Source organism: Streptomyces sp. NPDC048650 (genome assembly GCF_043199095.1).
Lineage (GTDB): Bacteria > Actinomycetota > Actinomycetes > Streptomycetales > Streptomycetaceae > Streptomyces.
Window position 1 is genome coordinate 328324 of record NZ_JBICVM010000001.1, and the last position, 23845, is coordinate 352168.

General features: G+C 72.6%; 23 protein-coding genes. 11 read left to right on the plus strand and 12 right to left on the minus strand.

The window, feature by feature from the left end:
* Window positions 1-2 precede the first annotated feature (2 nt).
* The 5 genes from ACGFML_RS01525 to ACGFML_RS01545 all read right to left on the minus strand — a co-directional run bounded on the left by ACGFML_RS01525 (window position 3) and on the right by ACGFML_RS01545 (window position 5052).
* On the minus strand, window positions 3-977 hold the full coding sequence (locus ACGFML_RS01525) for a DUF4255 domain-containing protein (protein ID WP_393538766.1): 975 nt from the start codon (window positions 975-977) through the stop codon (window positions 3-5).
* A gap of 52 nt (window positions 978-1029) precedes the next feature.
* A complete protein-coding gene (locus ACGFML_RS01530; RefSeq protein WP_393538769.1) occupies window positions 1030-1806 on the minus strand; it encodes a hypothetical protein in 777 nt (258 codons plus the stop codon).
* Window positions 1799-2551 carry a hypothetical protein gene (locus ACGFML_RS01535; protein WP_393538771.1) on the minus strand — a complete coding sequence of 251 codons (753 nt, stop codon included), beginning with the start codon at window positions 2549-2551 and terminating at the stop codon, window positions 1799-1801. The genes ACGFML_RS01530 and ACGFML_RS01535 overlap by 8 nt, the downstream gene beginning before the upstream one ends.
* A 74-nt stretch (window positions 2552-2625) precedes the next feature.
* Entirely contained in the window at window positions 2626-3150 is a 525-nt protein-coding gene (locus tag ACGFML_RS01540) for a phage tail protein (RefSeq protein WP_393538773.1), read from the minus strand.
* A 42-nt stretch (window positions 3151-3192) separates the two neighbouring features.
* Window positions 3193-5052, minus strand: coding sequence for a phage tail sheath family protein (locus ACGFML_RS01545; RefSeq protein ID WP_393538776.1), 1860 nt, complete (start codon window positions 5050-5052; stop codon window positions 3193-3195).
* A 695-nt stretch (window positions 5053-5747) separates the two neighbouring features.
* Here ACGFML_RS01545 and sucC point away from each other — a divergent pair.
* Together sucC and sucD are read left to right on the plus strand one after the other, a co-directional pair.
* Complete coding sequence (sucC, locus tag ACGFML_RS01550) at window positions 5748-6926, plus strand: ADP-forming succinate--CoA ligase subunit beta (RefSeq protein WP_393538778.1); 1179 nt, start codon at window positions 5748-5750, stop codon at window positions 6924-6926.
* A 21-nt stretch (window positions 6927-6947) separates the two neighbouring features.
* Complete coding sequence (sucD, locus tag ACGFML_RS01555; RefSeq protein WP_393538780.1) at window positions 6948-7832, plus strand: succinate--CoA ligase subunit alpha; 885 nt, start codon at window positions 6948-6950, stop codon at window positions 7830-7832.
* Window positions 7833-7976: 144 nt separating this feature from the next.
* On the opposite strand, the gene ACGFML_RS01560 is transcribed toward sucD, so the two are convergent.
* Window positions 7977-8906, minus strand: coding sequence for an RNA polymerase sigma factor (locus ACGFML_RS01560; protein WP_393538782.1), 930 nt, complete (start codon window positions 8904-8906; stop codon window positions 7977-7979).
* 99 nt (window positions 8907-9005) lie between these two features.
* Between ACGFML_RS01560 and ACGFML_RS01565 the strand changes: the two genes are divergently transcribed.
* Complete coding sequence (locus ACGFML_RS01565; RefSeq protein ID WP_393538784.1) at window positions 9006-10448, plus strand: DUF6350 family protein; 1443 nt, start codon at window positions 9006-9008, stop codon at window positions 10446-10448.
* A gap of 16 nt (window positions 10449-10464) precedes the next feature.
* Here ACGFML_RS01565 and ACGFML_RS01570 read toward each other — a convergent pair whose 3' ends face one another.
* Window positions 10465-11412, minus strand: coding sequence for a hypothetical protein (locus tag ACGFML_RS01570; RefSeq protein ID WP_393538786.1), 948 nt, complete (start codon window positions 11410-11412; stop codon window positions 10465-10467).
* 280 nt (window positions 11413-11692) lie between these two features.
* Here ACGFML_RS01570 and purN point away from each other — a divergent pair, with 280 nt between their 5' ends.
* Window positions 11693-12358 carry a phosphoribosylglycinamide formyltransferase gene (gene purN / locus ACGFML_RS01575; RefSeq protein ID WP_393538788.1) on the plus strand — a complete coding sequence of 222 codons (666 nt, stop codon included), beginning with the start codon at window positions 11693-11695 and terminating at the stop codon, window positions 12356-12358.
* Entirely contained in the window at window positions 12355-13920 is a 1566-nt protein-coding gene (gene purH / locus ACGFML_RS01580) for a bifunctional phosphoribosylaminoimidazolecarboxamide formyltransferase/IMP cyclohydrolase (protein WP_393538790.1), read from the plus strand. Before purN ends, purH begins: the two co-directional genes overlap by 4 nt.
* Before the next feature lie 72 nt (window positions 13921-13992).
* Here the strand turns inward: purH and ACGFML_RS01585 are convergent, their stop codons facing one another.
* On the minus strand, window positions 13993-14562 hold the full coding sequence (locus ACGFML_RS01585; RefSeq protein ID WP_393538792.1) for a hypothetical protein: 570 nt from the start codon (window positions 14560-14562) through the stop codon (window positions 13993-13995).
* 114 nt (window positions 14563-14676) lie between these two features.
* Window positions 14677-15414, minus strand: coding sequence for an RDD family protein (locus ACGFML_RS01590; protein WP_393538794.1), 738 nt, complete (start codon window positions 15412-15414; stop codon window positions 14677-14679).
* A gap of 241 nt (window positions 15415-15655) precedes the next feature.
* On the opposite strand from ACGFML_RS01590, the gene ACGFML_RS01595 reads away from it, so the two are divergent.
* Window positions 15656-16510, plus strand: coding sequence for a bifunctional methylenetetrahydrofolate dehydrogenase/methenyltetrahydrofolate cyclohydrolase (locus ACGFML_RS01595; protein ID WP_393538796.1), 855 nt, complete (start codon window positions 15656-15658; stop codon window positions 16508-16510).
* 31 nt (window positions 16511-16541) lie between these two features.
* Window positions 16542-16970 carry a DUF3017 domain-containing protein gene (locus ACGFML_RS01600; protein ID WP_393538798.1) on the plus strand — a complete coding sequence of 143 codons (429 nt, stop codon included), beginning with the start codon at window positions 16542-16544 and terminating at the stop codon, window positions 16968-16970.
* Between the two features lie 97 nt (window positions 16971-17067).
* On the opposite strand, the gene ACGFML_RS01605 is transcribed toward ACGFML_RS01600, so the two are convergent.
* Together ACGFML_RS01605 and ACGFML_RS01610 are read right to left on the minus strand one after the other, a co-directional pair.
* Window positions 17068-17955 carry an alpha/beta fold hydrolase gene (locus tag ACGFML_RS01605; protein ID WP_393538800.1) on the minus strand — a complete coding sequence of 296 codons (888 nt, stop codon included), beginning with the start codon at window positions 17953-17955 and terminating at the stop codon, window positions 17068-17070.
* A 180-nt stretch (window positions 17956-18135) separates the two neighbouring features.
* Entirely contained in the window at window positions 18136-18657 is a 522-nt protein-coding gene (locus ACGFML_RS01610; RefSeq protein WP_393538802.1) for a hypothetical protein, read from the minus strand.
* A 605-nt stretch (window positions 18658-19262) separates the two neighbouring features.
* Here ACGFML_RS01610 and ACGFML_RS01615 point away from each other — a divergent pair.
* From ACGFML_RS01615 to ACGFML_RS01630, 4 genes are all read left to right on the plus strand, one after another.
* On the plus strand, window positions 19263-20252 hold the full coding sequence (locus ACGFML_RS01615; protein ID WP_393538803.1) for a malate dehydrogenase: 990 nt from the start codon (window positions 19263-19265) through the stop codon (window positions 20250-20252).
* Window positions 20253-20440: 188 nt separating this feature from the next.
* Window positions 20441-22261, plus strand: coding sequence for a hypothetical protein (locus ACGFML_RS01620; protein ID WP_393538805.1), 1821 nt, complete (start codon window positions 20441-20443; stop codon window positions 22259-22261).
* Window positions 22248-22622, plus strand: a complete 375-nt coding sequence (locus tag ACGFML_RS01625) for a hypothetical protein (RefSeq protein ID WP_393538807.1) — start codon at window positions 22248-22250, stop codon at window positions 22620-22622. Before ACGFML_RS01620 ends, ACGFML_RS01625 begins: the two co-directional genes overlap by 14 nt.
* Window positions 22619-23476, plus strand: a complete 858-nt coding sequence (locus ACGFML_RS01630; protein ID WP_393538809.1) for a hypothetical protein — start codon at window positions 22619-22621, stop codon at window positions 23474-23476. The genes ACGFML_RS01625 and ACGFML_RS01630 overlap by 4 nt, the downstream gene beginning before the upstream one ends.
* Before the next feature lie 67 nt (window positions 23477-23543).
* On the opposite strand, the gene ACGFML_RS01635 is transcribed toward ACGFML_RS01630, so the two are convergent.
* Window positions 23544-23759, minus strand: a complete 216-nt coding sequence (locus ACGFML_RS01635; RefSeq protein ID WP_393538811.1) for a DUF5988 family protein — start codon at window positions 23757-23759, stop codon at window positions 23544-23546.
* Window positions 23760-23845: the final 86 nt, after the last annotated feature.

Sequence of the window (23845 nt, forward strand, 5' to 3'; positions counted from 1 at the left end):
GGTCAGCCCTCCTTGCCGTCGTCCGTACGGCGGGAGCCGCCGTTGCCGTCGGCGTCCGTGGGCCGTCCCTTGCTGCGCCCGGCGGACGGTCCACCGGTCGCCTTCCGGGTACGCGTGCGGGATCGTGCGGGTGCGGCACCCGATGTGGCGTCGCCCGCCGTCTTCTTCGCGGCGGCCCGCGCGCCACGGCCGGACGCGGTCCGGGCTTCGGGAGCCTTGGGCGCCTCGGCCGCTCCCGGGCCCCCGCGCCCCTCAGGCGCGGCCGCCCCCGCTGCCGGGTCCGCCGCCGCCACGGCCTTGGACTCCTGCGCCCCGGCCTCGCCGCTCTCCACCGTGCCCCCGAGCTCCGGCCGCTCCGGCGCCCCCGGCGCCCCGAACGGCAGCACCGTGACCTCCGGCCGCTGTACCGGCTTCGCCGGCTTCGGCCTCTCGTGGCCGTCGAGCAGCACCAGCGATGCCTGATAGACGACCGACAGGGAGTACGGGGTGTTGTTGAGCATCCCCCAGAGCTTGGAGGTCTCGTCGACGTCCATCTGGGTCGGTGTGAAGCGGACCTTCTGCACGGAGTCGGCGAGATCGCTGCCCTCCAGATACGGCCGCTGTGCCGCCTCCTCGATCAACTCCCTGGGCAGCACCGGGGTTTCGTGCAGGGTGCGCACCACGCTCCCGATCAGCCGCTGCCCGACCAGCTCGGTCTCCTCGCCGTACGCGCTGATCACGAAGTGCAGATCGATCGCGGCCGCGGGCCGCTTCAGCAGCGTGCCGTCGGAGGCGCGGGTGACCAGGTCGCTGTTGCGCATCGAGGGGTTGTGCGTGACCTGGTAGAGGAAGACCGTGATCGTGGGGTCGGTCGGCGGATCGGCCGGCGGCTTACGGGTCTCCACCGAGACGGCCATGTCGACCTCGGGGTGCAGATTGTGCTCGATCAACAGCGCAAGGGCCTGGGTGACCGTCGCGACGGCGAGTGCGTTGCTCATGAGATCCGTCCCCCTGAAATCCGCGCCGACCAAGGCGTCCTGTGCGTCACCGTCAGCTCGTCCTCTCCCCGCGCGCCAGATAGTCCGCGAGGCTCAGCGAGGGCTCCCGGCGCTCCGTACGTGCCGCCCGCCCGTCCGCCGCGGGGCGCTCCGCACCGGCCGCACTGACCTCGAGGCGCCCGATCTGTACGTGGACCACCCGCTCGGCGCCGCGCTGCCCGCGCCGCCCGGCGGCCGCGGCCCGCCCGGCATTGCGGGCCGCGGGCACGGCGTCGGTGCGTGGCCGCAGCGCCGGGGACGGTGAGGGAGCCGCGACCGGTGTGCCCGGCGGGGGCGGCGCGGCGCCCGCCCGCCGTGCGGACCCGTCCGCGCCGGGCGCCCGCACGCCCCGCTGCGGCCGTACGGTCGCGGCCGCGGCGGGACGCGGCCCGGGTTCCACCGCGGCCGCGGGCCGCAGCAGCGGTGCCGGAGGCCGCGCCGCCGGCTCGACCGGGTCCCCAGAGCCGGGCCGCGGGGCCTCGGTGTGCACGACCGTCTGCCGCTCGGTGGTGCTGATCTCCCGCTCGTATCGGACCTGTTGGCTCGCGGAGGGGGACGTCCGGGGCGTCCGCGGATACAGCGGAGCCGGTTCGTCCTCCGCTGCGGGCGCGTCGCGCAGCGCTTCGACGCGTTCGAACGGGCCCGGTAGGCGGGGCCGTACGAGCGTGCGCCGGGCCTCGTCCGCCGCGCCGCGGGCCCCGTCCGCGCGGCCGCTGTCGGCCGCTTCGGGGAAGGCGCCGCCGGTCACCGGCGCATACCGTGCCAGCAGCCGGTCGAAGTAGTCAGGCATCCGCGCACAGCTCCAGGTAGTAGCGGCGCCGCAGCGGGCTGAGCGCCAGGATCCGGGGCTCGCTCCAGCCGTAGGCCGAGGCGAGCAGATGGACGTCCAGGAGCACATCGCGGGCCCAGGCGTCGAGTTCGGTCCACAGGTACGCGGCGATGTCCAGCTCCGCCGGGGTGGCCGCCCCGCACTCCGGGCAGGCGATGTTCAGCACCACCTCGGCCGCCGGGTCCGCCTGCTCGGCAGCCTCGGCGAACCGCTTCAGGACCGGCTCGGGCAGCCGGACCGGCTCCCCGTCGGCCGCCGCCCGGCCGCCCCGCCGTACCGACAGCGCACAGCGGGCGCCCAGCAGCCGCCGGGCGTCCTCCGCATCGGTGGCCACGGACGCGAGCGCGGCGAGGTCGGCGGGGCTCGGCAGCCGGAAGTGCACCACCCAGTCGCCCTCCACCACCCGCAGACCGCCCTCGGGCAGCTGGGGCCGGGGGCCCAGCTCCGCGGCGTCGAGGTCGAACTCCATCGCCTCGCCGCAGTCCGGGTCCGCGCAGTCGAGCGTGACCTGCATCCGGTCGCCGAACAGCGCCCGGCGCAGCGCGAACAGATCGGCCGCCCGCTCCCCGAGCGGCACCGACAGCAGCGCGTCGGTGCCCGTCCCGGGACGGGCCGCGCGGTGGAGCAGCAGGGCCCGTCCGCTGCCCTGCTGGGCCAGCCCGGCCTCCCAGGTGGCCAGCAGTTCGACGGGCCCGGTGACCGCCATCCCTCACCTCGTCCGGTGCGCGAAAGGTGCCGTTGGGTACGGAGATACGCAGGTACGTGGGGTCAGGGACCGCCTCACGCCGGATGCGTGAACGACGGCTCCTGTGGTTCGCCCACCTCGTAGTCCCGCTCCCACCCCTCGCACTCCAGCTTCAGGCTCTGGATGGCGACGGCGTTGGCGTTGGCGTCCAGCTCGCCCAGGACCTGGTACTCGCTCGGCCAGGAGCGGTAGATCTTGTGCGAGACGGCCACCTGCCCGGCCTCGTTGAGGACCTGGATGACGATGTCCTTGCGGAAGTCGGCCAGCGAGACCTCGGAGCCGAGCCCCGCGCCGACCTGCCAGACCTTGTTGGCCCAGCGGTCGAACTCCGGGTCGTGGGTGACGCCGCGCTCCAGGGTGATGCCCTCGAACTCGGAGCGGCCCGGGGACTTGCGCGGCGAGCTGGGGTCGCCGCCGTTGCGGTGCTTGACGACCTCGGTGGTGCGCTTCAGCGGGCTGATCTTGCTGACACCCGCGACCGTACGACCGTCCCACAGGACCAGGAACTTGAAGTTCTTGTACGGGTCGAAGCGATGGGCGTTGATCTGAAACTCAGCCATCGGATTCCTTCACGTCCTCTTCCGGTACGTTTCTTCACGTCCCTAGATGTCGAATTGGCCGGCCAGCTGCTGGATCTTGACGATCACGAATTCCGCCGGTTTGACGGGTGCGATGCCGACCACGACGTTCACGATTCCGTTCTCGATGTCCGCCTCGGTCGTGGTGTCCTTGTCGCATTTGACGAAGTACGCCTGGCGCGGCGTGCCGCCCTTGAACGCGCCCTTCTCGAAAAGGGAATGGAGATAGGCGGAGGCGTTCAACCGGACCTGCTGCCACAGCTGTTCGTTGTTGGGTTCGAAGACGACCCACTGGAGCCCGCGCAGCAGGCTCTCCTCCACATGCAGCGCCAGCCGCCGCACCGGTACGTACTTCCACTCGCTCTCCAGCGCGTCCGAACCCTCCAGGGTGCGGGCGCCCCAGATCAGGGGGCCGACCATGGGGAAGGTGCGCAGGCAGTTGATGCCGAGGGGGTTCAGCAGGCCGTTCTCACGGTCCGTCAGTTTGACGGTGAGCGAGTGGACTCCGGCCAACCGGGCCTCGGTGCCCGCCGGCGCCTTCCACACGCCGCGCTCGCCGTCCGTTCGCGCGATGACGCCGGCGACGGCGCCGGACGGGGGGAAGGAGCGCAGCCGGCCGCTGAGCGGGTCGGTGAGCCGGAGGTGCGGGAAGTACAGCCCGGAGTGGTTGCCGCGGACCGGTTCGAAGGCGGCGATGCCGGCCCGGGCCGCGTCCACGCTGCCCCAGGTGGCGGGGGCGTCGACGAGGAGGAAGATCCGCCGCTCCCGGCAGAGCCGCTCGGCCGCGGACAGCACGGTGACGATGTCCTCGGTGCTCTCGTACGCGGCCAGCTCGGGCAGCGCGAGCAGGTTGACGTCGTGGACGTCGCGCAGCGCCTGCAGGCCGCTCTTGCGGGCCTCGCTGCCGACGATGTCTCGGGGACCGGGTGCCCCGCCGTCCTCGCCGTCGCACAGCGCGAAGACCGGCGGGTTGACGGACGCCTCCAGGCCCAGGTCGTTGGCGCACTCGCCGAGGAAGCGGACGGTGTCGTCGGGGTCGAGGGAGCCGGCGACCACCTGGATACGGCGGCCGAACGCGGTGACCTCGGCACCCGCGAAGGCGTGCTTGCCCGGCGCGTCCGGCAGCGCGCGCAGCTTGTGCTCCAGGAGCAGCGCCAACTCCGTGACGTTGCAGGGTGCCGCGCCGTCGCAGTCCGGGTCGTAGAGGGTGAACTCGCGCTCCACCTCGCCGATCTTGACCGTCAGATCGACGCCGAGGTCGGGAAGTTCGTGGTGGAACGCCTTGGAGACGGTGCCGGACGGATCCGGGCGGCCCTCGCCGACGACCGCCACACGGATCAGCGCGGAGCCGGCGTTGATCACCGTCTCGGCGTACTTGCCGTGGCCGGAATCCATGGACAGGCCGGAGAAGGACTCGCGGGCGGTGCCGTGCGCGTCCAGGACCTGGAGGTTGAAGGTCTCGTCGCATCCCGGGTGACGGGTGGGCGTGTCGTGGTCGACGGCCACCCGCAGCCCCGAGCCCCAGGCGCCGGGCTCCTTGGCGTGCACCTCCAGAACCGGGCACTGGCTGTGGCCCTCGGTGGACTCCAGGGTGACGTGGGCTTCCTTGCCGCTGCCGGCCTTGGCCACCCGGACGATCACGGCGACCGCGCCGCCGTTGCCGAAGAACTGGTGGACCGCGTACGCGACCGGACTCTGGGCGGTCAGCCCCCCGAAGCGGCGCTCGAAGTCGGCGAAGCTGGTGATCCGTACCGGTTGGTTGAGCGGTCCGCGACGCGTGTGGCCGACGAACGCGGTCACGGATGTGGTGACGGTGGTGATGCTGCGGATGCTGCTGGGAAGCTCTTCGACATAGACGCCGGGATAGGTCGTATGTGTCGGCATTCCCCCTCCAATCCCTTCAGGCACCGAGTGTGAGGACACCAAGAAATCGGGAGAGAAGGGGGAGGGAAGGCGGGCGTGGAAGAGCCCTCGGCCGCGGCGCGCACGCGCCCGCGGCCGTGCAATCCCCCCACTACCCATCAAGGTTCCCCCGTCTGCACCCGGTGCGGAGCGATCTGCCGACCGACCTGCACGGGACCAAGCCCGAAGCCCACGGCTCCGGCTTGTGACTCCTGATGCGTAAGTGCTCAACTTCTCAACGCATCCTCCGCTGCGGCGAGTTGACGGGTCAAGGGGGCTTTCCGGACACCGTTTGCGGGGGTGTTGTGCGCGCTGGTCTCGCGTTCTTCCCAAGCGGAATGCCGGGCCGGTCCCCGGCGTCATCGGAATCACCTGAGAAGGTGCACACTGGGAGATAGCGGGCGCAGTTCTCGAACGGCGCACGGGCGTCGTCGGCCGTTCGGCCAAACGATCTGTGACCGTTATCTCTGTGACTGTAATCACCGCCGGAGTGTGATCTGCGATTTAGGGCCTCAGGTCCTGCGGCGATAACCTGCGAGACGGACATGCCGCGTATTCGGACACCGTGTACGCCTCCCCTGTGACAGCGCCGTCACGTTGCCCTTCGCGGCACGCCCATCGCAGACAACGAACCGCGATCACTACGGCGATTCTGAGAAGACAAGGGACGGACGCGCGTGGACCTGTTCGAGTACCAGGCGAGGGACCTCTTCGCCAAGCACGGTGTACCGGTGCTGGCCGGTGAAGTCATCGACACGCCTGAGGCGGCCCGCGAGGCGACCGAGCGGCTGGGCGGCAAGTCCGTCGTCAAGGCGCAGGTGAAGGTCGGAGGCCGAGGCAAGGCCGGTGGCGTGAAGCTCGCCGCCACCCCTGACGAGGCCGTCGCCCGCGCCGGCGACATCCTCGGCATGGACATCAAGGGTCACACCGTGAACAAGGTGATGATCGCCGAGACGGCCCCCGAGATCCTCGAGGAGTACTACGTCTCGTACCTCCTCGACCGTACGAACCGCACCTTCCTCGCCATGGCGTCCGTCCAGGGCGGCGTGGAGATCGAGGTCGTCGCGGAGGAGAACCCCGACGCCCTCGCGAAGGTGCCGGTGAACGCCAACGAAGGCGTCACCAAGGAGAAGGCCCAGGAGATCGTCGCCCAGGCGAAGTTCCCGGCCGAGGTCGCCGACCAGGTCGCCGACATCCTCGTGACCCTGTGGAAGACCTTCATCGAGGAGGACGCCCTCCTCGTCGAGGTCAACCCCCTCGCGAAGGTCGCCTCCGGCAAGGTCATCGCGCTCGACGGCAAGGTCTCGCTCGACGAGAACGCCGACTTCCGCCAGCCGGAGCACGAGGCGCTCGAGGACAAGGACGCAGCCAACCCGCTCGAGGCTGCTGCCAAGGCCAAGGGCCTCAACTACGTCAAGCTCGAGGGCGAGGTCGGCATCATCGGTAACGGTGCCGGTCTGGTCATGTCGACGCTGGACGTCGTCGCGTACGCCGGTGAGCACCACGGCAACGTCAAGCCCGCCAACTTCCTCGACATCGGTGGCGGCGCCTCCGCCGAGGTGATGGCGAACGGTCTCGGGATCATCCTCGGTGACCCGGACGTCAAGTCGGTCTTCGTCAACGTCTTCGGTGGCATCACCGCGTGCGACGAGGTCGCCAACGGCATCGTCCAGGCCCTCGAGCTGCTCGCCTCCAAGGGCGAGAAGGTCGAGAAGCCGCTGGTCGTGCGCCTCGACGGCAACAACGCGGAGCTGGGTCGCCAGATCCTCAGCGACGCCAACCACCCGCTCGTGCAGCGCGTGGACACCATGGACGGCGCGGCCGACAAGGCCGCCGAGCTCGCGGCTGCGAAGTAAGGGACGAGGTCAGACACCACCATGGCTATCTTCCTCACCAAGGACAGCAAGGTCATCGTCCAGGGCATGACCGGTGCCACCGGCATGAAGCACACCAAGCTCATGCTCGGTGACGGCACCAACATCGTCGGCGGCGTGAACCCGCGCAAGGCCGGCACGTCCGTCGACTTCGACGGCACCGAGGTCCCGGTCTTCGGCTCCGTCGCCGAGGCGATGGAGAAGACGGGCGCCGACGTCTCCGTCCTCTTCGTGCCGCCGGCCTTCTCCAAGGCCGCCGTCGTCGAGGCCATCGACGCGGAGATCCCCCTCGCGGTCGTCATCACCGAGGGCATCGCCGTCCACGACTCCGCCGCCTTCTGGGCGTACGCGAAGGCCAAGGGCAACAAGACCCGCATCATCGGCCCGAACTGCCCCGGCCTCATCACGCCGGGCCAGTCGAACGCCGGCATCATCCCGGGCGACATCACGAAGCCGGGCCGCATCGGCCTGGTCTCGAAGTCCGGCACGCTGACGTACCAGATGATGTACGAGCTGCGCGACATCGGCTTCTCGTCCGCCGTCGGCATCGGTGGCGACCCGGTCATCGGCACCACGCACATCGACGCCCTCGAGGCGTTCGAGGCGGACCCCGACACCGACCTGATCGTGATGATCGGTGAGATCGGCGGCGACGCCGAGGAGCGTGCGGCCGACTACATCAAGGCCCACGTCACCAAGCCGGTCGTCGGCTACGTCGCGGGCTTCACCGCCCCCGAGGGCAAGACCATGGGCCACGCCGGCGCCATCGTCTCCGGCTCCTCCGGCACCGCCCAGGCGAAGAAGGAGGCCCTCGAGGCCGCCGGCGTCAAGGTCGGCAAGACCCCGTCGGAGACCGCAGTGCTGGCCCGCGAGCTCCTCAACGGCTGACTGCGCCCCCGGCACCGCCGGACCCGTCCTGCGGCGCAGTGCACACGGACGCGGGCCCGTACCCCTGGTGGGTACGGGCCCGCGCCCGTTGGTGCCCCGGGCCTTTCGTCGGGATCGGGCCGGGACCGCCCGACGAAGGCCCGCCTAGCGCAGCCCCGGGACCAGGCGGGCCTCGGCGGGGAGATAGCTGCGGCCGCCGGGCCGCTTGCCGGCGCCCTTCGCGGCCTGCGCGCGGGCCCCGGATCTCGGGCGCGGTCCGGTGCGGACGTCCGGGCCGGCCTGTGCGGCGGGAGCGGGCGCGGAGGCGGACGCCTGCGTGGTGGGCCGCTGCTGCGGTGGCGGCGTGTAGTGGTCCGGGGCGGTGTACAGCGTGAGCACGGTCGCGGCCGTGATCAGACCGGTCAGCCCGAGCGCCGCGCCGGTGGTCCACCGCAGATGGCGCGCGCTCGCGCTCCGCACCGTCCGCGGGGCGGGCACCTTGGTCTCGTGGGCGGCGGCCAGCTCGGCGAGCCGCGCCTGGAGCAGCTGGCCCTGGCGGACCGGTGGCCGGCCGGCCAGCCCCAGTTCCGGCAGCCGCTCGGCGAGCGCGTCGCGCGCGTGCATCAGCCGCCCCGCCGCCGCGGGCGTGCTCGCCTGCACCTCGGCCGCCGTCTCGTACAGGTCGAGCCCGACCCCGTCGTGCAGCAGCAGCGTGCGGCGGTAGGAGGCGGGTAGTTCCAGCAGGGCGCACAGCAGGTCGCGGTCCTCGGGGGAGCCGGCCCTGACGGACAACCGGCGCCGCGGGCGGAATCCGTGCCACGGGGACAGCGCGTACTCGTACGCCGCCGCCCGTACCCACCCCACCGGGTCCTCGTCCGCCGAGAGCTCCGGCCAGCGCTGCCACGCCTGCTGGAAGGCCCGTTCGACGGCCCGGCGGGCGAGCCGGGGCCGCCCGGTGAGCAGGTACGCCTGGCGGACCAGGGTGTCGGCGTGCCGGGTACAGAGCGCGTCGAAGGCGGCGGCGGGGGCGACGGGTTCGGGGGCGTCGGGTCGGGACGCGGGCTCGGGGGTCGGCTTCGGCTTGCGCTTGCTCATGCCTGCAGTGTGGAAAATACACATAAGCGGATGCACTACGACACGTCGGGCATTGAGTCACTACTCGGATGAAACGGGTGTTGTTGGCAGCATGGTCCCGTGAGTCAGCAGATCGCGCACCGCTCCTCCGCCCCCCTCGGCGCCGCCTTCACCGGCGGAGCGCTGGCCGCCGGACTCGGCCTCGGGGCACTGGCGGTCGCCGTCCTCCTCCTCTGGGTCGCCGCCCCGTACCCCGACGGCGATCTCTCCCAGGCCCTGCACCTGTCCGCCGACCTGTGGCTGCTCGCCCACGGCAGCGGCCTCGTACGCGCCACCACCCTCTCCGGCATCCCGGCACCGCTCACCGTCACCCCGCTGCTGCTCGCCGCCCTCCCCGCCTGGCTGCTGCACCGGGCCGCCCGCCACGCCCTGGCGACGGCGGGCCCGCACCGCGGACCGCTCGGTGCGCTGCTGGCCGGCTATCTGGCGGTGGCCGGAGCCGTACTGCTCTACGCCTCGGCCGGTCCGCTGCGCGCCGCCCCGCTCAGCACCCTGTTCTGGGTGCCGGCCGCCGCGGCCGCCGTCCTCGCCGGCACCGCCTGGCGCATCCTCGGCCCAGGCGCCGTCCGCCTGCTGCCCGACCGCGTCCGGCGGCTACCGGCGGAGCTGCCGGACAGGGTGCGCGAGGTCCTCGCCGGTCCCCGGTTCGCCGCCGCGTGCCGAGCCGCCGTCGCCGCCGTCCTCGTCCTGCTCGCCTCCGGCGTCCTGCTCACCCTCCTCGGCCTCGCCCTGCACGCGGGCGCCGCCGTCCAGGACCTCTGCCGGATCGCCCGGGACTGGGCGGGCCGCGGCACGGTGCTGCTGCTGTGCCTGCTGCTGCTGCCGAACGCGGCCGTCTGGGGTGCGGCGTACGGGCTGGGGCCGGGCTTCGTGGTCGGGGCGGGCTCCGCGGTCGGGCCGCTGGGAGCCTCCGGCCCGCCGGGCCCGGCGCACTTCCCGCTGCTCGCCGGCCTGCCCCAGGAGGGTGCGGGCTCCGCGCTGACTTGGGTGGTGGCCGTGGTGCCGGTGGCCGCGGGGGCGCTCTTCGCGCGCTACGCGGCCGGGCCGGCCGCCGTCCCCGGCGAGTCCGGCGGTTCCTGGGCCTGGCGGACCACCGCCTCCGTCGCCGCGCTCGGCGCGAGCCTGTGCGGCGTGGCGACGGCCGTGCTCGCGGCGGTGTCGGGCGGCGCGCTGGGCACCGGTGCACTGGCCGACTTCGGCCCCAGCTGGTGGCTGACCGGGCTCGCGGCCACCGGCTGGACGCTGCTGGTCGGGGTGCCGGGGGCGGTGGGGCTGCGGGCCTGGCGGCTGCGGCGGGCGGCCCTGTCGACGGCACCGGCCGGGCCCGTACCGGCAGCCGGCCCCGCACCTGAAGGGAGGCCCGTGCCGGTGGCCGAGGTGCCCCAGCCCGCGGCGCCCGGGCGGTCCTGCGAGCCGTCGCCCGGGGCGGCCCCCGAGTCCGTACCGGCCGCCCGCTCCGCCCCCGCCGAAGCCGGGGACCTCGATCCGACCACCACCACCTGAGAAGGCCGGCGCCCGCCTACTGCTGGGTGCTCAGCAGCGGCCGCAGCTCCTTGGGCAGCAGTTGTTCACAGGACTTGCCCGCCTGCTGGGTCAGGGCGTCGTTCACGCAAGTGAAGTAGTCGCGGTAGACGAACTGGACGGTGAACGTCGCGGCGACCATCACCAGTGCCAGCGAGGCGGTCACCAGGCCGGCGACGGCCGCGGTGGTCTGCGGCCTGGTGGACGGCGGCGCGGTGGGGCCGCCGAGCGGCTGCCCCGGGGCGGCCGGGGGCGTCGGGCGGCCCTCCATCGCCGCGGTGATCGCCGCCGCGGATGTTGCCGAGCCCGCCTTCGCCGCGGCCGGCTTGGCGCGCAGCGCGCTGATGCCCCAGTAGAGGGCCAGCGCCCCCAGCAGCAGCGAGACCTCGGGCAGGCTGAAGAGCACGAAGAAGAAGGCCCACATGCCGGAGAGCAGGGCGTAGCGTGCGCGGCGCTGGGCCGGGTCGGTGGGGTCCCAGCGCAGCGGGCCGGACCCGCTGCCGGGCCCGCCCTGGCCGCCGCCCTGCTGGCCGCCGCGGCCACCGGGCCGGGAGCCGAATCCGCCGCTCTGCCGTCCGGGCTGCCGGCTGCTCCATTGGCTGCCCCAGGACTGCGGCTGCTCGCCGGGCTGCTGCTCCTGGTCGCCGTCGCTGTCGCCGTCGCCGTCGTCGTGTCGGCCGTGCGGCCGGCGCGGTTGCCACTCCTGGTCGGGGGCGTCGGCGGGCGGTGCGGCGAAGGGGTTGTCGTGGTCCGGGGTGTGCGCGCGGCGACGCTTGCCGCCGGGGGCGTCGGCCGCGTCGTCGGAGGGCTGCGGGGAGCCGGACGACTCGGGGGAGGGATGGTCCGGCGAGGAGGACGACGACTTGCGCTCGCGCAGCAGAACCGCCCCCGGGGCGGTGGTGGGCTGGGGGAACAGGAGGGCCGCGCTGCGGCGTCGGTCCGTCATCTGGAGTGCGTCTTCCCCTTGTCTCGTCGGTACGCGGGCCGGCAGGCTCCGGCGTCCGGTTACCACGAACTGCATGCGGTCTTACGCCTGACGCTACCTTCCGTGCCCGCCCCCGTCCCGCGGGGGCCGCTCGGTGTGCCGGTATCGTTGCTGACGGTCGGCGCCTTCGTAGGGTTCCCCGGATTCGCGGTACCCACGACCTTGTACGACCACACAAAAGGCGTGACACCGCGTATGCCGCGTGTGATCACCGCACGCGAGACCGAGAAAGAGACCCGCCGTGGCCTCCTCCCCAGCCCCTGTCCAGCCCGTCCAGTCCGTCCAGCCCGTCCGACCTGTGCGCCTCGTCGTCCTCGTGTCCGGTTCCGGGACGAACCTCCAGGCGCTGCTGGACGCCATCGCCGAGCAGGGTCCGGACGCCTATGGCGCCGAGATCGTCGCGGTCGGCGCCGACCGCGGTGCGATCGCCGGGTTGGAGCGCGCCGAACAGGCGGGCCTGCCGACGTACATCTGCCGGGTCAAGGACCACGACGGCCGTGCGGCATGGGACGCGGCGCTCACCGAGGCGACCGCCGCCCACGAGCCCGACCTCATCGTCTCGGCCGGCTTCATGAAGATCCTCGGGAAGGAATTCCTGGCCCGCTTCGGCGGCCGGATCCTCAACACCCACCCGGCGCTGCTGCCGAGTTTTCCCGGTGCCCACGGCGTGCGCGATGCGCTCGCGTACGGCGCGAAGGTCACCGGCTGCACCGTCCACTTCGTCGACGACGGCGTCGACACCGGCCCGATCATCGCCCAGGGCGTGGTCGAGGTCCGGGACGAGGACGACGAATCCGCGCTGCATGAGCGCATCAAGGAAGTCGAGCGCACGCTGCTCGTCGAGGTCGTGGGGCGTCTGGCCCGGCACGGCTACCGCATTGAGGGACGAAAGGTACGTATCTCGTGACCGCCACCGAAGGCACGACGCGGCCCATCCGCCGCGCACTGGTCAGCGTCTATGACAAGTCCGGGCTGGAGGAGCTGGCGCAGGGGCTGCACGCGGCGGGCGTCCAGCTCGTCTCCACCGGCTCGACGGCCGGCAGGATCGCCGCTGCCGGGGTGCCGGTCACCAAGGTCGAGGAGCTCACCGGCTTCCCGGAGTGCCTCGACGGCCGGGTCAAGACCCTGCACCCCAAGGTGCACGCCGGCATCCTCGCCGACCTGCGGCTGCCCGACCACCAGAAGCAGCTGGCCGACCTCGGCGTGGAGCCGTTCGACCTGGTGATCGTCAACCTCTACCCGTTCCGGGAGACCGTCGCCTCCGGCGCCACCCCCGACGAGTGCGTGGAGCAGATCGACATCGGCGGCCCCTCGATGGTCCGCGCCGCCGCCAAGAACCACCCGTCGGTGGCCGTCGTCGTCAACCCCGCCCGCTACGCCGACGTCCTGACGGCCGTCAACGGCGGCGGTTTCGACCTCGGCGCCCGCAAGCGGCTGGCCGCCGAGGCCTTCCAGCACACCGCGGCGTACGACGTGGCCGTCGCCTCCTGGTTCGCCGAGGGCTACGCGGCGGCGGACGACTCCGGCTTCCCCGATTTCCTCGGTGCGACCTACGCGCGCACGAACGTCCTGCGTTACGGCGAGAACCCGCACCAGGGCGCCGCGCTGTACGTCGACGGCACCGGCGGCCTCGCCGACGCCGAGCAGCTGCACGGCAAGGAGATGTCCTACAACAACTTCACGGACACCGAGGCCGCCCGGCGGGCCGCCTACGACCAGTCCGAGCCGTGCGTGGCGATCATCAAGCACGCCAACCCCTGCGGTATCGCGGTCGGGGCGGATGTCGCCGAGGCCCACCGCAGGGCCCACGAGTGCGACCCGCTGTCCGCGTTCGGCGGTGTGATCGCCGTCAACCGCCCGGTCTCGGCGGCGATGGCGGAGCAGGTCGCGGAGATCTTCACCGAGGTCATCGTGGCGCCCGGCTACGAGGACGGCGCGGTGGAGGCGCTGTCCCGCAAGAAGAACATCCGCGTGCTGCGCTGTCCTGACGCGCCGTCCAACCCCGTCGAGGTCAAGGCCATCGACGGCGGCGCCCTCCTCCAGGTCACCGACCGCCTCCAGGCCGAGGGCGACGACCCGGCCAACTGGACGCTGGCCTCCGGCGATGCGCTGTCCGCCGAGGAGCTGGCCGAGCTGGCCTTCGCCTGGCGGGCGAGCCGCGCCGTGAAGTCCAACGCGATCCTGCTCGCCAAGGGCGGCGCCACGGTCGGCGTCGGTATGGGGCAGGTCAACCGCGTGGACTCGGCGAAGCTGGCCGTGCAGCGCGCGGGCGAGGAGCGGGCGCGCGGCTCCTACGCCGCCTCGGACGCCTTCTTCCCCTTCCCCGACGGCTTCGAGGTGCTCGCCGAGGCCGGCGTCAAGGCCGTGGCCCAGCCCGGTGGTTCGGTGCGTGACGAGCTCGTCGTCGAGGCCGCCAAGAAGGCCGGCGTGACGATGTACTTCACGGGGACGCGGCACTTCTTCCACTGAGCCGCACCCGCCGTACGGCACGAAGGGCCGCACCCCCGGTGAGGGGTGCGGCCCTTCGGGCTGCCGGCTGCGTCAGTAGCGCGGCCGGTTGAACCAGGCGCTGCCGTCGTCCTTCGAGACAAAGACAATGATCATGATCCCGAGGGCGGTGTGCACCAGGCCGAGCGGGAAGACGGCAAAGCTGGCCAGGGTGTTGGCGACGCCGAAGACGATGGTGGTGACGCGTACGCCGTTGCCGCCCTTGCCGAACTGCGCGCCGCAAGTGATCGCCACCACCGAGAAGATCACGATGAGCACGATCAGCGCGATCATCAGGCCCTTGCCGAGGGCCAGCATGGACGTGGTGTCCTCGGTGGCGAACTCCGAGGTGTTCTTGGATGCCTTGCTGATGCTGCTCAGGCCGACCACCGCGCCGATGAGGCCGACGACGTTCAGTCCGGCGAGCACGAACAGCATGATGCGGGCGGCCTTCACGCTGCCCGGCATCCCGTTCTGGAGCGGGCCGCCGGGCATGCCGCCGCCGGGCATGCCGCCGCCCGGGTAGGGGCCGTACGGCGCCGGCGGGGGCGTCTGCTGGGGGTAGCCGTACCCGGGCTGCTGACCCGGCGGCGGGCCGTAGGGGTTCTGATGCGGATAGCTCACGAGCGATGTCCTTCAGGCGTCTTGGGCGGTGAAGCGCCGCAAAGGCCCCGATCGCGCGGATGCGAGGGGGCCTTCGGGGCGTTGGGGCCGGCCGCGGTGGGCCGGCGCGCCGGACTACTGGGCGCGGACGACCACCGTGCCGCAGACCTTGTCCGAGAACGTCTGGTTCTTTTCGTCCCACAGCGGCCACCAGAGGCCGAGGCCGCACACCGGGAAGTCCAGGATGTGGCAGAACTGGCGGCCGAGCGCCAGGCCGAAGCCGAGCACCTGGCCGTTGTTCTCGCGGACGACCCGGATGCCCAGGGCCTTCTTGCCCGGGGTCTGGCCCGTCTTGCCTTCCTTGACCAGGAAGATGATCTTGAGGGTGAGCGCGATGACGTAGCCGATCGCCATGAGGATGAAGACGATGGCGGGCGCACTCGAGTTCGCCGCGTCCGCGTTGCACTGGTAGTCGTCGTAGGCGCAGTCCGGGACGGAGTTGGCGGCGACGATGCCCGAGATGATGGCCAGGATGATCGGCGCCGCGGACACCATCAGGGAGTCGAGCAGGGTGGCCCCGACCCGGGCCCCCCAGCTGGCGAAGGCCGACGGCACACCCGGCATGCCGACCTGCCCCGGGTACCCCGGCTGCTGCGGGTAGCCGTAGCCCGGTGCCGCCTGCTGCTGCGGGTAGCCGTACTGGCCCGGCTGCTGCTGCGGGGCGCCGTAGGGCTGCTGCGGCGGGGCCTGCTGGGGGTAGCCGTAGCCCGGCTGCCCGCCCTGCGGGGGCACGCCCGGCTGCTGCGGGGCACCGTACGGGCCCTGCGGCGGCTGCTGCTGGCCGTAGGGGTTGTTCGGGTCGCCGAAACTCATCTGCTGTTTTCCTCCGTTGTGTCAGTGGGGGACGACGCGGCGTGACTCGGAGGAAAAACAGGTTGCACTGGCCACCCCCCGATGAAGCCTGCGGCACTGAGCGACAATCCTTCTATTTGCAGCTCGGCTCTGTCCAGTCAAGGCCGGCAGGCGTTGTCCAAGTGCAATGATCAATTCCGGCCATCGGTGTCCCGCGTGCCCTGATTGGAACGCGGGCGGCCTCATCCGGGAGGATGGGGGTATGACTGCCCAGATTCTCGATGGCAAGGCCACCGCCGCAGCGATCAAGTCCGAGCTCGTCGCCCGCGTTGAGGCGCTGAAGGCCAAGGGCGTCCAGCCCGGCCTGGGCACTCTCCTGGTCGGCGACGACCCCGGCAGCCGCTGGTACGTCAACGGCAAGCACCGTGACTGCGCCCAGGTCGGCATCGCCTCCATCCAGCGTGAACTGCCCGCGACGGCGACCCAGGAAGAGATCGAGGCCGTCGTCCGGGAGCTGAACGACGACCCGGCCTGCACCGGCTACATCGTCCAACTTCCGCTCCCCAAGGGCATCGACGCCAACCGCGTCCTGGAGCTGATGGATCCGGCCAAGGACGCCGACGGCCTGCACCCGATGAGCCTGGGCAAGCTGGTGCTCGGCGTCGAGGGCCCGCTGCCCTGCACCCCGTACGGCATCGTCCAGCTGCTGCGCCATCACGGCGTGGAGATCAAGGGCGCCGACGTGGTGGTCGTCGGCCGCGGCATCACCATCGGCCGCCCGATGCCGCTGGTGCTGACCCGCAAGTCGGAGAACGCGACGGTGACCCAGTGCCACACCGGCACCCGGGACCTGTCCGCGCATCTGCGGAACGCCGACATCATCGTGGCCGCCGCCGGTGTGGCGCACATCATCAAGCCCGAGGACGTCAAGCCCGGTGCGGCCGTGCTGGACGTCGGCGTCAGCCGCGACGAGGCGGGCAAGATCGTCGGCGATGTGCATCCGGGCGTCGCGGAGGTGGCCGGCTGGGTCGCCCCGAACCCGGGCGGCGTCGGCCCGATGACCCGCGCGCAGCTGCTGGTCAACGTCGTCGAGGCCGCCGAGCGCGCGGCCGGCTGACCCCGAACCCGATCCGAAGGGACGGTCCCCCATGGGTGCCGAATCGCATGCGGACCAGGCGTCCGAACCGCAGCGTCCCTCGCGCCGCTTTCCGCTGCTGACCCGGGACACCGCCCGGCCGGAAGGCGGCGGTCGGGCCGTCTCCGGCGGCCATCCGGCGCCCGCGCGGCAGTGGCCGCTGCTGACCGTCATGGGCGGTGTGGCGGCCGGGCTGCTGCTGGTGGCGCTGGACGCGTTCCGCGTCGGGGCGCTCGTGATCGGCCTGTCCCTGCTGGCGGGGGCGGCGCTGCGCTGGGCGCTCCCGTCGGTGGGGATGCTGGCCGTCCGCTCCCGCTTCACCGATCTCCTGACCTACGGGCTGCTCGGCTTCGTGATCGTGATGCTGTCGACGATGGTCCAGCCCAAGCCGTGGATCCACATTCCGTTCCTGGACGACATCGTCCACTTCACGGTGCGGTAGCAGGATCGCGCACTCCGGGCCCGCCGGTGCGTCGGCCCGGGCCCGGCCTTCGCCTGGCCCCGCGGACCCGGGGCGGACGACGTGCCGGTGGCCGGGGCTATCGCGACCAGAACGCCGCCAGTGCCTCGGCCGTCTGCGCCGGACGGTGGACGTTCGGGGAGTGCCCGCCGCCCTCGACCACCACCCGCTCGGCGCCCAGCCGCCGGGCCATCTCGTCCTGCCAGGGCACCGGCCAGGTCGGGTCGGCCGCCCCGGACACCACCAGCGTGCGCAGCGCAGCCGCCGCGAGCTCGTCGACCCGGTCCGGCTCGGCGATCAGCTGCCGCCCGGTGACGATCAGCTGTTCCGGGACCGTGGCCATCCACCGCCGGTGGTGGAAGGCGTCGACCTCGGCCGCCGCGGTGCCGGGCGCCGCCGCCGACCCGTCCGTCGCCGTCCCGTCCTTCTCCATGGACCGCATCACCTGCCAGATGTCGGCCATGCCCATCCCGCCCAGCGCGTCGATCAGCATGCCCGTACGGACCTGCTGCGCCGCCTCGATCGCGGCCGGGCCGCAGTTCATCAGGGTCAGCGAGTCCCAGGGGAGCGGGGCGGGGGCGGCGTCGAGCACCGCGGCGCGGGCGATCAGGCCGCCCAGCGAGTGGCCCAGCAGGTGCAGCGGTCCGCCGTCCGCGAGGGCCGCGCTCTGGGCGGCCACATCGCGCGCCAACTCCCGCTGGACGTAGGCGGATTCCTCGCGGGGCCCGGCCGACTCGTACTGCCCGCGACCGTCGATCGCCACGGCGCGGAACCCGGCCCGCGCCAACGGGGCGAGCAGCGGCAGGAAGTCCTCCTTGCTGCCGGTGAACCCGGGCAGGAGGAGTGCGGTGCCACGACGGGTTCCGGAGGGCGGCGACGCGTCGAGGACGGCGAAGGAGCCGCGGTCGGTGCGCAGCTGGTACGCGGTGACGCCGGTCGGTACGTCGATGGTCAGCACTCGGCTCATAGGGCGGAACCCTAGGGGGCGGGTGCCACCGGGCGGTAAAGCCGTTACCCCTCAGGGGTGATGGGGTCGCGAGGGCGGACCGCACCCGGGGACGGTCGGCCCGGAGGCCCGGCCAGGGCGTGCGGTGCGGGGGAGCGGCCGGCGGCATGCGGTCGGGGGCGTGCGGTCAGGGGCGTGCGGTCAGTGGGGGTTCCAACCGCCCAGCCGGCCGATCAGCCGCCACGCCCGGCGCTCGGCCCGGCGTTCCGTCTGGCGATTGACCTCCCAGGAGAGCACCGGCCGCCCGTACAACTGCCCGGTGAGGGCGTTGACCTGCTCCTCGAGCATCCGCAGATGGCGGCCCAGGCGCAGGATGCCCTGGTTGCTGTCGCGCCACCACACCAGCGAGAAGGCGACGATCACCAAGGCGATGTAGACGTTCGGTCCGCGGAGGGACAGTCCGCCGCTCCCGGCCACCACGGCGGATATCACGCCGGCGAATCCCGCGATCTGGGTGCGTGCCGAGATGCGCTGGGTGATCTCGGCGCGCAGCGTGTCGTACTCGCGCAGCAGCAGGGCGATGATCTCGGTCTGCTGTGCGGCCGTCAGGGGCGGATTCTGCGGGGGCGGAGGACTTCCCGGAGGCGGCGGGCCACCCGCTGCCGGTGGCTGCCCCGGAATCGGTGGATTGCCGGTAACCGGTGGATTTCCCGACACCGTCACACTGCCTCCTCGCGTCGGTGGAGCCGTCCGGGCCGGTTGAATTCCCGCCACGGGCAGGGGTCAACCCCGGCCACCCCCGGAGCACGACCAGCGCATGCGGGTGTGGACACGGGACGCCCGTGCATCCGTGCGCCGGTGGCACGGGGAACCGCCCTGCGCGGTACGGGACCAGGCTCGGTGCGGCCGCCTCGGGTTCCGCCGCGGCCGGGACGGCGCGCTGCGAAAGGCCCGCCGCGGGCGGTCCGTCCGCCGTCTGCCGGCCGATTCACCGCTCCTGGCAGGACGGCCGAAATCAAGGGGGCATGCTCCTCCCGATCAGGGGCAGGCGATGAGTACCCCCCCACGGGTGTGGCACAACCCCGGCGGTCGCCCGCTTCCCCCCTCCCTGAGCGGGCGACCGCCGCCCCTGTGTCCGGTCCGCGACACCCGGTGAGGCGTCCCACACCGGCCCGACGCCTGCGTCGGCCGGGGGTCCGATAGCCTGACGACCGGGTCTCTCGATACCAAGAGACCTCGATGAGACTCGATAACCGGGCAGGGACACCCACCGCCACCCATGGTGGTCCGGGGGCTTGCCCCCAGAAAACGTCGCGCAGGAGATCGCCATGACCCGCACTCCCGTCAATGTCACCGTGACCGGCGCCGCCGGCCAGATCGGTTACGCCCTCCTCTTCCGCATCGCTTCCGGTCACCTCCTCGGCGCGGATGTTCCGGTCAAGCTGCGCCTCCTGGAGATCCCGCAGGGTCTCAAGGCCGCCGAGGGCACCGCCATGGAGCTCGACGACTGCGCCTTCCCGCTGCTCCAGGGCATCGACATCTCCGACGACCCGAACGTGGCCTTCGACGGCGCGAACGTCGCGCTGCTCGTCGGCGCCCGCCCCCGTACCAAGGGCATGGAGCGCGGCGACCTCCTCGAGGCCAACGGCGGCATCTTCAAGCCGCAGGGCAAGGCCATCAACGACCATGCCGCGGACGACATCAAGGTCCTGGTCGTCGGCAACCCCGCCAACACCAACGCGCTGATCGCCCAGGCCGCCGCGCCGGACGTACCGGCCGAGCGCTTCACCGCGATGACCCGCCTCGACCACAACCGCGCGCTCTCGCAGCTCTCGAAGAAGACCGGCACCCCGGTCTCCGAGATCCGCAAGCTGACGATCTGGGGCAACCACTCGGCGACGCAGTACCCCGACATCTTCCACGCCGAGGTCGCCGGCAAGAACGCCGCCGAGACCGTCAACGACGAGAAGTGGCTGGCCGACACCTTCATCCCGACCGTCGCCAAGCGCGGTGCGGCGATCATCGAGGCCCGTGGCGCGTCCTCCGCCGCGTCCGCCGCGAACGCCGCCATCGACCACGTCCACACCTGGGTCAACGGCACCGCCGACGGCGACTGGACCTCCATGGGCATCCCCTCGGACGGCTCCTACGGCGTCCCGGAGGGCCTGATCTCCTCCTTCCCCGTCACCACCAAGGGCGGCAAGTACGAGATCGTCCAGGGCCTGGAGATCAACGACTTCTCCCGCGAGCGCATCGACGCCTCCGTCAAGGAGCTGGCCGAGGAGCGCGAGGCCGTCCGCGGTCTCGGCCTCCTCTGATCCGACAGCACTCCCGCTGATCCGGCGCTCCGGCCGCCGGTCCGGCGGCACCGCCACTTCGAGCCCGCACGGTCCCCAAACGGCCGTGCGGGCTCGGCCGTTTCCCTCTATGCTGCGGCTTCCGGCCGTGTCGGACGCCCCGTCAACTGGGTTGCCGCGATGGCTCGTTGGCGTTTCGAGGGAGGCCGATGACCCGGACCGATGTGCCCGCGCAGCCCGGAGACCCCGATGAGCAGGGGCGATCGACCGAGGAGCCGGCGACGGCCGAAGCGCCCCCGCCGGTGTCGGTGGTCCCTCCCGGGGCCAGTGATGCCACCCGGCTGATGTGCGCGGGGACCTATCTCGACGAAGCGTTCCGCGATGCCGTCATCGACGAGCTGTACGTCCATGAGGAGCGGTTCGCCGCGCCCTCTTCGGGCATCGACGCGGCCCGGGTGCTCGCCCACGCGCTGCGCGCCCGCCGCCTCCAACTGGGTTGGGCGGCCGGCATCCTGCTCCTGTGGATCGCGTCCGTGCCGCTGTCGGCCGGGTTGTCGGTGCTCTACCTCTACCCGGTCGTCCTGATGGCGCTCGCCCGCTTCGTGCGCCGGGCCCCCGTCCCCCTGTGGCTGAAGCTGCCCGCCGCGTTCGCACTGCGCTGGTACGCCCGGATCTCGCTCCTGGTGTTCCTGCTGGCGCTGGTGGCGGGGGTGTTCAGCACCGGGCTCGCCAACCTCCCGAGCCTGCTGCTGCCCGACCTGCCGGTCTCGGATCCGGACTTCTGCTGGGGCGGCTGTTCGGACTATCCGCCGGTGGACTCCGGCTTCCCGGGCCGGGAGGTGGTCGCGGCCGGGGAGATGTTCGTGCTCTGGGTCACGCTGCTGCTGCCGGTGGTGGTGGCCGTACTGGTCGGCCTGCAGCGGGGGCAGTTCGCCCGCGCACTGGCCCGCGAACTCTCCCCGGGCCGCTTCCCCGACGTCGTGTCCGACCCCGCCGAGCAGGCCGAGGGCTTCCGCTTCCGGCGGCTGCGCGACCGGGTGCGCGTCGAGCAGCACGGGCCGCTGGTGATGTACCGGGAGGCCAACCCCTTCTGCGGCGCCGGTGTCCCGCACCGGACCTGGTCGCTGTCGGTGGAGCTGCAACCGCACCCCGACCGCGAGACCGAGCCGCTGGACAACAGCGCCATCCTGGGGCGCATCGTGCCCCTGGTGGCGGCGCTGCGGGTGCCGTCCCCGCACGGTTCGCCGGAGAAGGCGGCAGCGGTGCGCGACCGGCTGCGCGCGCTGGAGATCGAGGAGTGCGTCTTCCTGCCGGCCGAGGGGCTGCCCACCCGCGCGGCGGCCCCGTACGCACCGGCGGCCTTCGAGGAACACCGGGCCGCGGCGATCGAAGAGGGGGGCGAGCTCCGGCGGCACTTCCTGCGCATCCGGGTCGGCGGCTGGAACGAGGGCGTCGTCACCACGGTCTTCGTACGGGTGCACACCCAGGGCGGCATGCTGATGCTGGAGGTCGCGCCGCATGTGCTGTGGCCGCTGCGGCAGGTCTTCCAGGACGCCGATCGGACCGCCCACCAGTACCGGCACCACCACCACTTCGGCAAGGCCGTGTGGGCGCTGGTCAGTACCCCGCGCTCCGCCGGGCAGGCCGTCCTCACGCTGCTGCGCGGCCTGCTGTCCGCCTGGCGGCTGGCCACCGGAGGGTACGGCGCCGCGCTGCCCGAGGGCCCCGGCGTCGCCGTGCGCGAGCTGGCTTCGTTCGGCGAGTCGTCGCTCTTCCAGGACATGGACGTCGCCCGCTATCTGAAGACCATCGAGCAGCGGGTGGCGGCCGGCGTCACCACGGCGCTGCGGGAGGCCGGCTACCGGACCGAGGAGTTCGAGCAGCGGATCGTCCATGTCGAAGGGGGCGGCGTCTACATCGAGTCCGCACAGGGCGCCGTCGGCATCGGCGACCACAACACGATCACGAGCAACGGCGCCACCCCGCGTGGCTCCACCCCGAACGGGAGGAACGAGCGTGGCAACGGCTGACGAGCGTGGCAGCGGCATCCGTATCGACAACATCCGGGGCGCCGTCGCCATCGGCAACAACAACACGGTGACCCACAACGAGGGCGTCGTCGTCCCACCGGGGGACGCGGCACAGAAAGAACTGCTGCGCGCCGTGAGGGAGCTGCGCGCCGATCTGGACCGGGCGGTGCAGAGCCCCCAGGTCGTCGCGTTGAGCACCGCACTCACCGACACCGAGTCGGAGATCACCGGCACCGGCGCGGCGGGCGCCGGCCGCCTCGCCCGGCTGCGCGCTGCGCTCGGCGACGCCGGTGCCGTCGTCGGCCTGCTGGCGTCCGGGACGGCGGTGGGTCAAGCCGTCGCGGCCCTGGTGGGCGGGTGACGGCTCCGGGCGGGGAGGCGGCCCGCTGGGACAGCGAGGCCCAGCGGTGGGCGGACGGCAGGCCGCCGCCCACCGCCTACACGGGCCCGACGCCGCCGCGGCCGACGTCCGCCCCCGCGCCGACGTCCGCCCCGGGGCCCGGACCGGTCACCGATATGCCCCTGTCGCCCGAGCCCTCCGGCCCGGTACGCAACGGCCGGACCCGGGCGCTGGTCGCGGGGGCGACGGTGGCCGTGCTGGCGGCGGGCGCGGGCGGCAGCTATGCGCTGTGGGGCGGCCGCGGCGACGATCGGGCGGCTGCCCGTGCGTCGCACCGCGCCACCGCCCCGGCGTCCGGCACCGACGCCGGCACCGCCCCCGGCACCGAGGTGGCCACCACGACCTCCGCCGCCACCGAGGTCCCGGACGGCTTCCGCCTGGTCCAGGACGAGGCGGACTTCACCCTGGCGGTGCCCGGCGACTGGGAGCGCACAGAGCGCAGCAACGGTGTCTTCTACACCTCGCCGGACGAGAGCGGCCTGGTGCAGATCATGCAGGTCGCCGACCCGGACAGCACTCCCCACCAGTCGCTGGAGGCGACGTCCCGGGAGCTGGCCGGGTCCGCCGCGAACCCCCGTTACGAGGAGATCAGCCTCGGCGCGATGGCCGACCCGGCGCCGGCGGCCGACGCCGTTCAATTGGTCTACGCCTATGACAGCGAGAAGGTGGGGGAGCGCGTCAAGGTGGTCGACTGCGCGTTCACGGCCGACGACGGCCGGCAGTTCGCCGTGTTGGTCCGGGGCACCGAGTCCGAGTGGCCGCGGCAGGAGGAGATCCAGCGGATCGCGCTGGGGACCTTCGCCCCGACGGGCTGAGGCGGATGCGCGGCCGGTCCCCGGAAGAACGGGCGGACCGGCCGCGCACCCCCCGCCGGCCCTGCGGCTATCCCGGCAGCTCCGTGCGCTCCCACCACTCGTAGACCGGCAGCGTCCCCTCGTCCGTCTCCCGCGTCCGCTGCGTGGCGCGGAAGTGCTCGTACCCGGCCAGATGCGGGATCTTCAGCTCGGACGCCCCCGGGGGCTCGACCGGCACCACACGTCCCGGGAAGTCGTCCGGGCCGCCTTCCAGCACTGCCTTGCTCGCGGTGTTGTTACCCATGCCCGGATTGTCCGACGGGTGGCGGCGGTGGGACGCGGCGGCTCGCCGACGGACGGCCGTGCGCGCCCGCGGCGTGCGGCGCGCCG